General features: G+C 55.9%; 13 protein-coding genes. 11 read left to right on the forward strand and 2 right to left on the reverse strand.

Annotated features, from left to right (window positions below; all coding sequences use genetic code 11):
* Positions 1 to 50 precede the first annotated feature (50 nt).
* On the forward strand, positions 51 to 1559 hold the full coding sequence (locus HVX72_RS11205) for a YdgA family protein (RefSeq protein WP_181821377.1): 1509 nt from the start codon (positions 51 to 53) through the stop codon (positions 1557 to 1559).
* A 30-nt stretch (positions 1560 to 1589) separates the two neighbouring features.
* Here HVX72_RS11205 and HVX72_RS11210 read toward each other — a convergent pair whose 3' ends face one another.
* The gene (locus HVX72_RS11210; protein WP_181821378.1) at positions 1590 to 2618 is read right to left on the reverse strand and encodes a Mal regulon transcriptional regulator MalI; all 1029 of its coding nucleotides are present in this window, start codon (positions 2616 to 2618) and stop codon (positions 1590 to 1592) included.
* A 177-nt stretch (positions 2619 to 2795) separates the two neighbouring features.
* Here HVX72_RS11210 and malX point away from each other — a divergent pair, with 177 nt between their 5' ends.
* From malX to add, 3 genes are all read left to right on the forward strand, one after another.
* Entirely contained in the window at positions 2796 to 4388 is a 1593-nt protein-coding gene (gene malX, locus HVX72_RS11215) for a PTS maltose transporter subunit IICB (RefSeq protein WP_042282825.1), read from the forward strand.
* Positions 4389 to 4398: 10 nt separating this feature from the next.
* On the forward strand, positions 4399 to 5571 hold the full coding sequence (locus HVX72_RS11220; protein ID WP_181821379.1) for a MalY/PatB family protein: 1173 nt from the start codon (positions 4399 to 4401) through the stop codon (positions 5569 to 5571).
* Between the two features lie 103 nt (positions 5572 to 5674).
* Positions 5675 to 6676, forward strand: a complete 1002-nt coding sequence (gene add, locus HVX72_RS11225) for an adenosine deaminase (RefSeq protein ID WP_181821380.1) — start codon at positions 5675 to 5677, stop codon at positions 6674 to 6676.
* Between the two features lie 87 nt (positions 6677 to 6763).
* On the opposite strand, the gene HVX72_RS11230 is transcribed toward add, so the two are convergent.
* A complete protein-coding gene (locus HVX72_RS11230) occupies positions 6764 to 7804 on the reverse strand; it encodes an oxidoreductase (protein ID WP_181823266.1) in 1041 nt (346 codons plus the stop codon).
* A 241-nt stretch (positions 7805 to 8045) separates the two neighbouring features.
* Between HVX72_RS11230 and blr the strand changes: the two genes are divergently transcribed.
* From blr to rsxD, 7 genes are all read left to right on the forward strand, one after another.
* On the forward strand, positions 8046 to 8171 hold the full coding sequence (gene blr, locus HVX72_RS11235; protein WP_042284684.1) for a division septum protein Blr: 126 nt from the start codon (positions 8046 to 8048) through the stop codon (positions 8169 to 8171).
* Between the two features lie 296 nt (positions 8172 to 8467).
* The gene (gene ydgT, locus HVX72_RS11240) at positions 8468 to 8683 is read left to right on the forward strand and encodes a transcription modulator YdgT (protein WP_042282818.1); all 216 of its coding nucleotides are present in this window, start codon (positions 8468 to 8470) and stop codon (positions 8681 to 8683) included.
* A gap of 78 nt (positions 8684 to 8761) precedes the next feature.
* Entirely contained in the window at positions 8762 to 9202 is a 441-nt protein-coding gene (locus HVX72_RS11245; protein WP_042282816.1) for a DUF2569 domain-containing protein, read from the forward strand.
* Positions 9203 to 9278: 76 nt separating this feature from the next.
* Positions 9279 to 9860 (forward strand): electron transport complex subunit RsxA, encoded by a 582-nt coding sequence (gene rsxA, locus HVX72_RS11250; protein ID WP_042282814.1) that lies wholly within the window; start codon positions 9279 to 9281, stop codon positions 9858 to 9860.
* Complete coding sequence (rsxB, locus tag HVX72_RS11255; RefSeq protein ID WP_042282812.1) at positions 9860 to 10438, forward strand: electron transport complex subunit RsxB; 579 nt, start codon at positions 9860 to 9862, stop codon at positions 10436 to 10438. The genes rsxA and rsxB overlap by 1 nt, the downstream gene beginning before the upstream one ends.
* On the forward strand, positions 10431 to 12467 hold the full coding sequence (rsxC, locus tag HVX72_RS11260) for an electron transport complex subunit RsxC (protein WP_181821381.1): 2037 nt from the start codon (positions 10431 to 10433) through the stop codon (positions 12465 to 12467). The genes rsxB and rsxC overlap by 8 nt, the downstream gene beginning before the upstream one ends.
* Positions 12468 to 13526 (forward strand): electron transport complex subunit RsxD, encoded by a 1059-nt coding sequence (rsxD, locus tag HVX72_RS11265; protein WP_181821382.1) that lies wholly within the window; start codon positions 12468 to 12470, stop codon positions 13524 to 13526. It abuts the gene before it with no gap.
* The last annotated feature ends 3 nt before the right edge of the window (positions 13527 to 13529 follow it).

Genomic DNA, 13529 nt, shown 5'->3' on the forward strand with positions numbered 1-13529 from the left:
CGTTCTCCAGGCGGCCCGGGCTGCCTGGTTTCATTTTATGGATAAACAATATGAAAAAATCGCTGGTAGCTGCGAGTGTCATCGTCGCACTCGGTATCGTCTGGACGGGCGGTGCATGGTACACAGGTAAGAAGCTGGAAACCCATCTTTCTGAGATGGTCAGTCAGGCCAATGAGCAAATTAAGCGCAGCGCGCCGCAGGCGAATGTGGAACTTGGCTATCAAAACTATCAGCGCGGCGTGTTCAGCAGCCAGCTGCAACTGGTGCTTAAGCCGGTTGCCGGCAAAGAAAATCCGTGGCTGAAAGCGGGCCAGAGCGTGGTTTTCAATGAGTCTGTCGATCACGGTCCTTTCCCCTTCGCACAGTTAAAAACCCTGAATCTCATCCCGTCAATGGCCTCGGTGAAAACCACCCTGCAAAATAACGAGGTCAGCAAGCCGCTGTTTGATCTCGCCAAAGGTGAAGCCCCCTTTGAGATCAACTCCCGTATAAGCTACAGCGGCGATACGCGTTCGGTGATGGCGGTGAAGCCGCTGAATTACGAGAATGAGACCGATAAAGTTGCCTTTAGCGGCGGCGAGTTCATCTTCAACGCCGACAAAGAAGGCAAAGAGGTGTCGCTTTCCGGTGAAGCGCAGAGTGGTCTGGTGAACGCAGTAAACGAATATGGTCAGAAGGTTCAGTTCACCTTCAACAATCTTAAGACCGAAGGTTCCAGCACCCTCGCGAGCTTCGGCGAGCGCGTTGGCGATCAGAAACTGACCCTCGATAAAATGGCGATCTCTGTAGAAGGCAAAGAGATGGCGCTGCTCGAAGGTATGGAAATTAACGGCAAAACCGATCTGGTCAACGACGGCAAAACCATTAACAGCCAGCTGGATTATTCGCTTAACAGCCTGAAAGTGCAGAATCAGGATCTGGGTAGCAGTAAGCTGACGTTGAAAGTGGGCCAGATAGACGGCGAAGCATGGCATCAGTTTAGCCAGCAGTATAATGCGCAAACCCAGGCGCTGTTGACACAGCCGGAAATCGCAGATAACCCGGAACTCTATCAGCAAAAAGTAACCGAGGCGTTCTTCAGCGCCCTGCCGCTGCTGATGAAAGGTGAACCGGTGGTGACGGTCGCGCCGCTGAGCTGGAAAAACGCAAAAGGTGAAACCACCTTCAACCTGTCCCTGTTCCTGAAAGACCCGGCAACCGCGCAGGGCGAGCCGAAGACGCTGGCCGATGAAGTCGACCGTTCGGTGAAATCACTTGACGGCAAATTAGCCATCCCCATGGATATGGCCGTTGAGTTCATGACGCAGATTGCCAAACTGGAAGGTTACCAGCAGGAGCAGGCGGAAAAACTGGCTACGCAGCAGGTTAAAGGTCTGTCAGCCATGGGGCAGATGTTCCGCGTGACCACCCTGGAAGACAACACCATTGGCAGCAGCCTGCAGTACGCTAACGGCCAGGTGACGCTGAACGGGAATAAAATGCCGCTGGAAGAATTTGTCGGCTTGTTCGGGATGGCGTCATTGCCGGTGCCAGACGCACCGACGCAGCCGCAGCCGTAAGGCCCCCTCTGAACCCCTCGTCTGAGGGGTTTATTTTTGTATCACCAGCCGCGCCGATAACGTCTGGTTACGGGTGTGTCCGTCATCATGGCCGATGCGTTGCAGTATGCGTTCCGCCAGGGTATACCCCATTTCGCGCGCCGGCGTTGTGGCCCAGACAATAGGCAAATCATCCAGCGCGTTTTCCGGAACGTCGGCAAACGCCCCCAGTGAAATCTGCTGTTCAAAGTAACGATCGACGCCGACCTCGCCGCTCTGGCGACCGGCGCGCATCAGGCCAAACCACGCGCCCATGGCGATCACTTCGTTATAGCAGACCACGGCGCTGATGGTCGGATTTCGTCGTAGCAACGTGGTGATGGCCTCAGCCGCCTGTTTTTGGCTGGTGGCGCACTCCAGCACCCAGTCACTGTGAAACGGCAGACCATATTTCAACAGCGTGGCGCAGTAGCCGCCCACGCGTTCGGCCCGGGTCAAAGAGGAGCTTTGCCCGCCTAACCAGGCAATACGCTGATGGCCGTGGCGGATGAGATGCTCCGTCAGCAACTGTGCCGCCTGCATATTGTCGGGGCGCACGGTATCCACGTCGTCGGGATAGCTGGCGCGGGAGGCAAACACCACGGGAATGCCCTTTTCTTCCGCCATCACGCGTAGCGTCTCACTGCTCCCCGCAGCGCCGGCGATGATCACCCCATCGACACCCTGATTCAGTAACATCGTAAAACGCTGTTCCAGCTGTTCGCCGTCATGTCCGCCATGCAGCAGAAAGACCATCCGTCCCTGCGACTCCAGCGCTTCGGTCAAGCCCGCGGTGAGCTCCGCGTAAAACCGGGCGGATAAATCACGAACGATCAGCCCAACAACGCCGCTCTGTCCTCCCCGCAGCGCGGAAGCCTGACGGTTGCGCACAAAGCCCAGTTCTTCGATCGCCGCATTGACGCGCTCGCCGGTGGCGGTTGAAATACGTCCTTTACCGCTGAGCACCAGCGAAACCGTACTGACCGACACCCCCGCCGCCAGCGCCACATCGTGGATAGTGATTTTTTTGGCTATAGCCATGGAAACAACAAACTCCCCTGCTGACGTGACAGATAAAACGTTTTATCAATCACTTATATTTATACGCCCTATTATCCTTCGATAATGTGATTTGCGCCGCACTAAAATAAGGTAAAACGTTTTATCTTTCCGCTCAAATTTACGCGTTACCGATGGATTTTCACAAGGAGTCGTTAGATGACGGCAAAAACAGCACCCAAAATCACATTATGGGAATTTTTCCAGCAGTTGGGCAAAACCTTCATGCTGCCCGTCGCTTTACTGTCGTTTTGCGGCATTATGCTGGGCATCGGCAGTTCGTTAAGCAGCCACGATGTGCTTACCCTGCTTCCGGCGTTGGGCAATCCGGTCCTGCAGGCGATCTTCACCTGGATGAGCAAAGTCGGTTCATTCGCCTTTAGCTTCCTGCCGGTCATGTTCTGCATCGCGATTCCTTTAGGTCTGGCGCGCGAAAACAAAGGCGTCGCCGCGTTCGCCGGTTTCGTCGGCTATGCGGTGATGAACCTTGCGGTTAACTTCTGGCTAACCGCAAAAGGCATTCTGCCCGCCACCGACCCGGCGGTGCTGAAAGCCAATAACATCCAGAATATCCTCGGGATCCCGTCCATCGACACCGGGATCCTCGGCGCGGTCATCGCCGGTATTATCGTCTGGATGCTGCACGAACGTTTTCACAATATTCGTCTGCCGGATGCGCTGGCATTCTTCGGCGGGACCCGCTTTGTGCCGATTATCTCTTCCGTGGTTATGGGCCTGGTGGGTCTGGTCATTCCACTGGTTTGGCCGGTATTTGCGATGGGCATCAGCGGACTCGGTCATATGATTAACAGCGCGGGCGACTTTGGCCCCATGTTGTTTGGTACCGGCGAACGTCTGCTGTTACCGTTTGGTTTACATCACATTCTGGTTGCGCTGATTCGCTTTACCGACGCAGGCGGTACCCAGGAAGTGTGTGGTCATACGGTGAGCGGCGCCCTGACTATCTTCCAGGCGCAGTTGAGCTGCCCTACCACACAGGGTTTCTCTGAAAGCGCAACCCGCTTCCTCTCACAGGGTAAAATGCCCGCGTTTCTCGGTGGCTTACCGGGAGCCGCATTAGCGATGTATCACTGCGCCCGGCCTGAAAATCGCCATAAAATCAAAGGACTGTTGATATCTGGCCTGATCGCGTGCGTCGTGGGCGGCACCACGGAACCGCTGGAATTTTTATTCCTGTTCGTTGCGCCGGTACTGTATGTGATTCACGCGTTACTGACGGGTCTGGGTTTCACCATTATGTCGGTGCTGGGCGTGACCATCGGCAACACTGACGGCAATATTATCGATTTTGTCGTGTTTGGTATTCTGCACGGCCTGTCGACCAAGTGGTATCTGGTGCCAGTGGTAGCCGCTATCTGGTTCGCGGTGTACTACGTCATTTTCCGCTTCGCCATCACCCGCTTTAATCTGAAAACGCCGGGTCGCGACAGTGACATCGCCAGCACGATAGAAAAAGCCGTTGCCGGCGCGCCGGGTAAATCGGGCTATAATGTGCCAGCCATTCTGGCGGCGCTGGGCGGTGCCGATAATATCGTCAGCCTTGATAACTGCATCACCCGCCTGCGTCTGTCGGTGAAGGATATGTCGCTTGTGAACGTACAGGCGCTCAAGGACAACCGCGCCATTGGGGTGGTTCAGTTGAATCAGCATAATTTGCAGGTGGTCATTGGTCCGCAGGTTCAGTCGGTGAAAGACGAAATGGCGGGTCTGATGAATACCGTTCAGGCATAAGGGCTACGCTATGTTCGATTTTTCAACCGTTGTTGACAGGCATGGGACCTGGTGCACCCAATGGGATTACGTTGCCGACCGTTTTGGTTCTGCCGATCTGCTGCCGTTTACCATTTCCGATATGGATTTCGCGACGGCGCCCTGTATCCTGGAGGCGCTGCACCAGCGCCTCGCTCACGGCGTACTGGGCTACAGCCGCTGGCAAAATGATGCGTTTCTCGGCGCCATCGCCTCCTGGTTCGATCAACGTCACAACACCGCGATCGACACCGGTTCGCTGGTGTATGGCCCCTCGGTGATCTATATGGTGTCGGAATTAATTCGCCAGTGGTCCGCGCCGGGTGACGGCGTGGTTGTCCATACGCCTGCCTATGACGCTTTTTACAAAGCCATAGAGGGCAATCAGCGCACCGTGATTCCCGTCGCCCTGGAAAACCCCCGTGCGGGATGGATCTGCGATCGGGATAAACTGGAAGCGGCGCTGGCGCGACCGGAGAGTAAAATTCTGTTGCTGTGCAGCCCGCACAACCCGACCGGTAAAGTCTGGACGCGCGGTGAACTGGAGATCATGGCGGCGCTGTGCGAGCGCCACGGCGTTCGGGTTATTTCCGATGAAATTCATATGGACATGGTGTGGGGAGAACAGCCGCACATTCCCTGGTGCAACGTGGCGAACGGCAACTGGGCGCTGTTAACCTCCGGCTCGAAGAGCTTCAATATTCCGGCGCTTACTGGCGCGTATGGCCTGATACAAGATGAACAGAGCCGTACTCGTTATCTCAATGCGCTAAAAGGTCGCGATGGTCTGTCGTCGCCTGCCGTCCTGGCGCTGACCGCGCACATCGCAGCCTACGAGCAAGGCGCGCCCTGGCTGGATGCGCTTCGCGGTTACCTGAAGGATAATTTGCGTTATGTTGCCGATACGCTTAACGGCGCCTTTCCGGAACTGGCCTGGCAACCGCCGCAGTCAACGTATCTGGCGTGGATCGATCTGCGTTCGCTGAAGATTGATGATCATGCATTGCAGTCTGCGCTTATTCATCAGCAAAAAATCGCCATAATGCCCGGCTTTACCTATGGCGATGAGGGGCGCGGCTTTGTGCGTTTAAATGCCGGTTGCCCGCGTTCGAAACTTGAACAAGGCGTCTCCGGCCTGATAAAGGCGATTCGTTCCGTCCGCTAACGCACCGTTGCGCAATGAAATTAATCATTGCGCAACATAGCTTTTCACCGGGATTTGTTTTTATAATAGCGCGCACTTTTCTATTCAAATAATGAGTGCGACCATGATTGATACTTCCCTGCCGTTAACTGACATTCATCGCCACCTGGATGGCAACATCCGCGCCCAGACCATCCTCGACCTTGGTCGCCAGTTCAATTTGACGCTTCCAGCCCAGACGCTCGACACGTTGATCCCCCATGTACAGGTGACCGCGACGGAACCCGATCTGGTCAGTTTCCTGTCTAAGCTGGACTGGGGAGTCAAAGTATTAGGCTCCCTGGACGCCTGCCGCCGCGTGGCGTTCGAGAACATTGAAGATGCCGCCCGAAATGGCCTGCACTACGTTGAACTGCGATTTTCTCCGGGTTATATGGCCATGACGCATAACCTCCCGATCGCGGGCGTGGTGGAAGCGGTCATCGCGGGTGTACGCGAAGGTTGCGAAGCCTTCGGCGTGGCGGCGCGTTTGATTGGCATCATGAGCCGCACTTTTGGCGAAGCCGCCTGTTTGCAAGAGCTCGAGGCGCTTCTGGCGCACCGCGATCAGATCACCGCGCTGGATCTCGCCGGAGATGAACTGGGCTTCCCGGGCAGTTTGTTCCTGTCGCATTTTAACCGGGCCCGTGACGCCGGGTGGCGCATTACCGTTCATGCGGGGGAAGCCGCGGGCCCGGAAAGCATCTGGCAGGCAATTCGTGAGCTGGGCGCAGAGCGCATCGGACACGGCGTGAAAGCCGTTGAGGATCCTGCGTTGATGGACTTTCTTGCGGAGCAGCGCATCGGAATTGAGTCCTGCCTGACATCAAATATACAGACCAGCACCGTGGCATCGCTGGCGGCGCATCCGCTGAAAACTTTCCTTGAGCACGGCGTACTGGCCAGTCTGAACACCGACGATCCGGCAGTACAGGGCGTAGATATTATTCATGAGTATACCGTCGCGGCGCCGGCTGCGGGTCTGACGCGCGAACAGATTCGCCAGGCGCAGATCAACGGTCTGGAAATCGCTTTTCTGAGTGCGCAGGAAAAACAGGCGCTGCGCGAAAAAGTGGCGGCAGCGTAAAGGACGGTGCCGGATGGCGGTGATGCCTTATCCGGCCTACTGCATAAGCCTGCCCGGCGGGCGATAGCGCCGCCGGGCAGATAGCTCTTACGTCAGACTCAGCGTCGAACGGTGTTTAGCCGACTCAATACCAAGCTCAATCAATTCCATAATCTGAATCGCCTGGCTTGCAGGTACCGGGTTTTCTCCATTACCGTTCAGCGCGTCGCGGATCCCGGCGTAATACGCCGGATAATTCCCCGGAACGGTCAGCCAGGTCTCTTCGACGCGCGTTTCGCCTTCCACGCGGGTAAGCACGCCGTCGCGCATGTCGTAGCCCCAGTCTTCCTGTGGCAGACGCTCGCCGTTTTTCAGCCGCTCTTCCTGCGGGTCAAGGCCATATTTCACATAGCTTCCCCGCGAACCGTGTACGATATAGCGCGCCGATTCCGCCGCCGCCAGCATCGTTCCATGCAAAATCACCCGACGCTGGGGATAAGAGAGCGTGGCGTGAAAATAGTCGGTTGACTGGGCCCCCGGACGCAGTTGCGCCAGATCGACGGTCATACTGACCGGCAGACCAAACAGATTGATTGCCTGATCCAGCAGATGCGGCGCCAGATCGTACCAGATACCGCTACCTGGCCCGCCCTGTTCGCGCCAGCGATCGCGGACCTGCGGGCGGAAGCGGTCAAAGTGAGACTCAAAATAGGCCACTTCCCCCAGCACGCCCTCTGACAGCATCGCTTTCAGGGTCAGAAAATCGCTGTCCCAACGGCGGTTATGAAAGACGGAAAGCACCCGTCCATAGCTACGCGCCAGCGCATCCAGTTCGCGAGCTTGTGACAGTGTCACGGTAAAAGGCTTATCAACCACCACGTGCTTACCGGCTTCCAGTGCGGCTTTCGCCAGCGGGAAATGGGTGTCGTTAGGGGTGGGAATGACAATCAGGTCAATATTGGGGTCGTTAAACAAATGCTTTGGCTCAGAGACAACGGCCACGGCAGGCCAGTCCGCCTTTACCTTGGCTGCATCGCTGCTGGAAATGACGGCCAGTTCCAGACCGGGTGTACCATCAATTAACGGCGCGTGGAACGTCTTGCTGGCGTATCCATAGCCAATCAATCCTACGCGGATATTGTCACTCATCATGTTGCCTCTCGTTTCAGTCTGTGACCATTTCACACTATCCATAATCGTCTAACAATAGTTTACTTCGCCCCGCAGCAGAAAGGCGAAGAGTTAACTTAAGTCAAACAACCGTCATTTAAGCGCCGTCCGGGGTAATAAAGTGACTGAAACCGTTCCCGAAACCCTTGCTGGCTTAACTTTCGCTAAGTAAAATTCGCCGTCTGTGTTTAAGGATAAATCAAAGCAAATGTCGTCAGTGATCAATCGTATTATCGAATTAACGGGTTGGGTGGTTCTTGCATTTTCCGTGGTGCTGCTGGGCGTGGCTAATCATATTGATAATTACCAGCCGCCAGAGCAAACCGCAGTCGTTCAGAAAAAATGATGCTCTCCCGCCAGGTGGCTTGCGTCGTCTGGCGTTCAGCAACGGGCTTTTAAATACAGAAAAGGCTGAAAAAGTATCTGAAAAAGGTAAATCTGCCGCTTACCGCGACTGCGCATATTGCCAGTTTCAATGAAGCAGGATAACCTTCTGGCCAGTGCCGTCTGGCACGGCTTTAGCTGTTAAGAAATCACTTATTTTGCATTGGTATCCCGGGCGACCTGGTCAGGGATCGTTTGTTTATTTTTTTTACGTTCGCAACTCAACAGGCATTATTTTTATATTAGGGATCCCTGTTTATGACCGTTCAGGATTATTTATTAAAATTCCGCAAAATTAGTTCACTTGAAAGTCTGGAAAAGTTGTTCGACCATCTCCATTACACGCTTACCGACGATCGGGACATCATCAATATGTATCGCGCTGCCGATCACCGTCGCGCGGAACTGGTATCCGGCGGTCGCCTGTTTGATGTGGGTCAGGTGCCAAAGTCCGTCTGGCGTTACGTCCAATAAGAAAGTAGCGCTTGCCAGCAAAAGCTTTATAATAACCGCCCCAAAAAGAACGGTACGTCTGGCAATTCCGGAGATTTTATGACCACAACCCCGGCACAACGCATTGGAGGCTGGTTACTTGGCCCACTGGCCTGGCTTTTAGTCGCGTTGTTAAGTGCTTCACTGGCCCTTTTTCTTTACGCTACGGCGCTCGCAACGCCGCAAACGTTCAGAATGTTGTCAGAACAAAGCGGGGGCAATCTGGTTTTATGGGGCGTTTCTTTTCTTACCGCGATCGCCATGTGGTATTACACCCTGTGGTTGACGATTGCTTTCTTTAAGCGCAGACGTTGTGTGCCAAAGCACTATATTGTCTGGTTGCTGGTGTCGGTTTTGCTGGCGATCAAATCCTTTGCCTTTTCGCCCGTGCCCGATGCTCTTGCCGTACGTCAACTGCTGTTTCCGCTGTTGGCGGCAGCACTGCTGGTGCCCTATTTCAAACGCTCTGCGCGCGTGAAATCGACTTTCGTGAACCCGTAATAACCATACAGTTAACCTGTTGTCGCCTGCTGTAGATTGTCAGATAATAGGCGGCTTTTTTATTTCAGGCCGAAAAATGACTGATTACCTGCTGCTGTTTATCGGAACTGTGCTGGTCAATAACTTTGTACTGGTGAAGTTTCTGGGGCTTTGTCCGTTTATGGGGGTGTCCAAAAAACTGGAAACCGCCATGGGGATGGGCCTCGCAACGACGTTCGTGATGACCCTGGCCTCGATCTGCGCATGGCTGATTGATACCTGGATCCTGATTCCGCTCAATCTGATTTATCTGCGCACGCTGGCCTTTATTCTGGTTATCGCGGTTGTTGTCCAGTTCACCGAAATGGTGGTGCGTAAGACCAGCCCGGCGCTTTATCGCCTGTTGGGGATTTTCTTACCGTTGATCACCACCAACTGTGCCGTACTGGGCGTCGCGCTGCTGAATATCAACCTTGGTCACACTTTTTTACAGTCGGCGCTGTACGGATTTTCCGCCGCCGTCGGTTTTTCGTTGGTCATGGTGCTGTTTGCCGCCATTCGCGAGCGCCTCGCCGTGGCGGATGTCCCTGCCCCCTTTCGCGGTAACGCGATTGCGCTGATCACGGCAGGGTTAATGTCTCTGGCCTTTATGGGCTTTAGTGGTTTGGTGAAGTTGTAATGAATGCTTTCTGGATTGCCGTTGCCGCCTTGAGCCTGCTGGGCCTGGTGTTCGGCGCCATTCTGGGCTATGCCTCCCGCCGCTATGCGGTGGAAGATGATCCGGTCGTCGAAAAAATTGATGAAATTTTACCGCAAAGCCAGTGTGGGCAGTGCGGTTACCCCGGCTGTCGTCCCTACGCGGAAGCTATCGGTAGCCAGGGTGAGAAAATCAACCGCTGTGCGCCCGGCGGCGAAGCGGTGATGCTTAAAATCGCTGAACTGTTGAATGTCGATCCGCAGCCGATAGACGGCGATGAACAGGCCATTGCGCCTGTGCGTATGCTGGCCGTAATTGATGAAGCCAACTGTATCGGCTGCACGAAGTGCATTCAGGCCTGCCCTGTTGACGCGATTGTCGGTGCGACGCGCGCCATGCACACGGTGATGAGCGATCTCTGTACCGGCTGCAATCTCTGCGTCGATCCTTGCCCGACACAGTGTATCGAACTGCGCCCGGTCGCCGAGACGCCTGACAGTTGGAAGTGGGATTTAAACACGATCCCCGTGCGCATTATCCCCGTGGAACAACATGCTTAAGTTATTCTCTGCTTTCAGAAAAAATAAGATCTGGGATTTCGATGGCGGTATTCATCCGCCAGAAATGAAATCGCAGTCCAACGGAACGCCGCTGCGTCAGGTCCCCCTGGCGCAGCGCTTCGTTATTCCCCTAAAACAGCACATTGGCGCCGAGGGCGAACTGTGCGTTGCTGTCGGTGAGCACGTATTGCGGGGACAGCCGTTAACCCGTGGGCGCGGAAAAATGCTGCCGGTACATGCGCCCACCTCCGGTACGATAGCGGCAATTGCCCCGCACTCCACCGCCCATCCCTCCGCCCTCGCTGAACTGAGCGTGATCATCGATGCCGACGGCGAAGACCGCTGGATTGAGCGTGATGGTTGGTCGGATTACACCTCGCATAGTCGCGAAGAATTAATCACCCGCATCCACCAGTATGGCGTTGCGGGTCTTGGCGGCGCGGGCTTCCCAACCGGCGTAAAACTGCAGGGCGGCGGCGATAAAATCGAAACGCTGATCGTCAACGCGGCGGAATGTGAACCTTACATTACCGCTGACGATCGCCTGATGCAGGACTGTGCCGCGCAGGTCGTCGAGGGGATCCGCATCCTTGCGCATATCCTCCAGCCACGCGAGGTTCTGATTGGTATTGAAGATAACAAACCGCAGGCCATTTCGATGTTGCGCGCCGTGTTGGCCGACGCTCATGACATCTCCCTGCGCGTGATCCCCACTAAATATCCCTCAGGCGGCGCGAAACAACTTACCCAGATCCTGACCGGCAAACAGGTGCCCCACGGCGGTCGTTCTTCCGATATCGGCGTGCTGATGCAAAACGTCGGTACCGCCTATGCCGTTAAACGTGCGGTAATTGATGGTGAACCCATTACCGAACGCGTGGTGACGCTGACAGGCGAAGCCGTCAGTCGCCCCGGCAACGTCTGGGCGCGACTGGGTACGCCGGTGCGTCATCTTCTGAACGACGCGGGATTCTGCCCTTCAGCCGATCAAATGGTGATCATGGGCGGCCCGCTAATGGGCTTCACTCTGCCCTGGCTCGATGTGCCGGTGGTCAAAATCACTAACTGTCTGCTGGCGCCTTCCGCAACCGAAATGGGCGAACCCCAGGAAGAAAAAGGCTGTATTCGCTGCAGCGCCTGTGCGGACGCCTGCCCGGCCGATCTACTGCCGCAACAGCTTTACTGGTTCAGTAAAGGGCAGCAGCATGATAAAGCCACCGCGCACAACATTGCTGACTGCATTGAATGCGGCGCCTGCGCATGGGTATGCCCGAGCAATATTCCTCTGGTGCAATATTTCCGTCAGGAAAAAGCCGAACTGAACGCAATAAGCCAGGAAGAAAAACGGGCGGCGGAAGCCAAAGCGCGATTTGAAGCACGTCAGGCGCGTCTGGAACGCGAAAAAGCGGCACGCCTTGAGCGCCATAAAAAAGCGGCGGTCCAGCCAGCGGCGAAAGACCAGGACGCCATCGCTGCAGCCCTTGCGCGAGTGAAACAAAAACAAGCTCAGGCAACTCAGCCGGTTATCATCCAGGCCGGGGAAAAACCGGATAACAGCGCGGTCATTGCCGCCCGGGAAGCGCGTAAGGCTCAGGCGCGCGCAAAACAGGCGGAAAATAGCGTCACCACGGATACCGACCCGCGTAAAGCGGCGGTCGAAGCCGCTATTGCCCGCGCGAAAGCGCGTAAGCTGACACAGCAGGCAACGGACGAACAGGCCGCGCCCGCCGAACCGGTGGACCCGCGTAAAGCGGCGGTTGAGGCCGCCATTGCCCGCGCTAAAGCGCGTAAGCTGGCGCAGCAGGCAACGGACGAACAGGTCGCGCCCGCCGAACCAGTGGACCCGCGTAAAGCGGCGGTTGAAGCCGCCATTGCCCGCGCAAAGGCGCGTAAGCTGGCGCAGCAGGCAACAGACCAACAGGCCGCGCCCGCCGAACCGGTCGATCCGCGTAAAGCGGCGGTTGAAGCCGCCATAGCCCGCGCGAAAGCCAAAAAAGCCGCTCAGCAGCAGGTTGTCAACGAGGAATAAATGGTATTCAGAATCGCAAGTTCTCCTTACACGCATAACCAGCGTCAGACATCACGCATTATGCTGCTGGTTTTACTCGCCGCCGTACCGGGTATTGCCGCACAGCTGTGGTTTTTTGGCTGGGGCACGCTTTTTCAGATTGTGCTTGCAGGCATCAGCGCCGTTCTCGCAGAAGCCGCGGTGCTCAGACTGCGTAAACAGCCGGTTCTGTCCGTTTTAAAAGACAACTCCGCTGTGTTGACCGGATTGCTGTTGGCCGTCAGTATTCCGCCGCTGGCCCCCTGGTGGATGGGGGTGCTCGGTACCGTTTTTGCCGTGATTATCGCCAAACAGCTGTATGGCGGCCTGGGTCAGAATCCGTTTAACCCGGCAATGATTGGCTACGTTGTCCTGCTCATCTCCTTCCCCGTTCAGATGACAAGCTGGCTACCGCCACATGAGATTGCCGCGCTATCGCCAGGCCTGATGGATGCGCTTCAGGTGATCCTGACCGGTCATACCGCCAGCGGTAACGATATGAATAGCTTGCGGATGGGCATTGACGGGATCAGTCAGGCCACGCCGCTGGATACCTTTAAAACTGCGCTGCATGCGGGGCGCTCTGTTGACCAGATCCAGCAATACCCTATTTACCGCGGCGCGTTTGCGGGTGTGGGCTGGCAGTGGGTCAATCTGGCATGGCTGGCTGGCGGTGTCTGGTTGCTGTGGAAAAAAGCGATTCGCTGGCATATTCCGGTCAGCTTTCTGCTCTCGTTAAGTGTCTGCGCAACGCTGGGCTGGTTTTTCGCCCCCGACGCCCTGGCCTCACCGTCAATCCACCTGCTTTCCGGTGCGACCATGCTCGGCGCGTTCTTTATTTTGACCGATCCGGTAACGGCCTCGACCACGAATCGGGGTCGTCTGGTGTTCGGCGCGCTTGCGGGGCTGCTGGTTTGGCTCATCCGCAGCTTTGGCGGTTATCCGGATGGCGTAGCCTTCGCCGTGCTGCTGGCGAATATTACGGTTCCGCTGATCGATTATTACACCCGTCCGCAGGTGTATGGCCATCGCAAAGGATAATCC

Origin of the sequence: Citrobacter sp. RHB21-C05 (assembly GCF_013889015.1) — a bacterium.
GTDB lineage: Bacteria > Pseudomonadota > Gammaproteobacteria > Enterobacterales > Enterobacteriaceae > Citrobacter_A > Citrobacter_A sedlakii.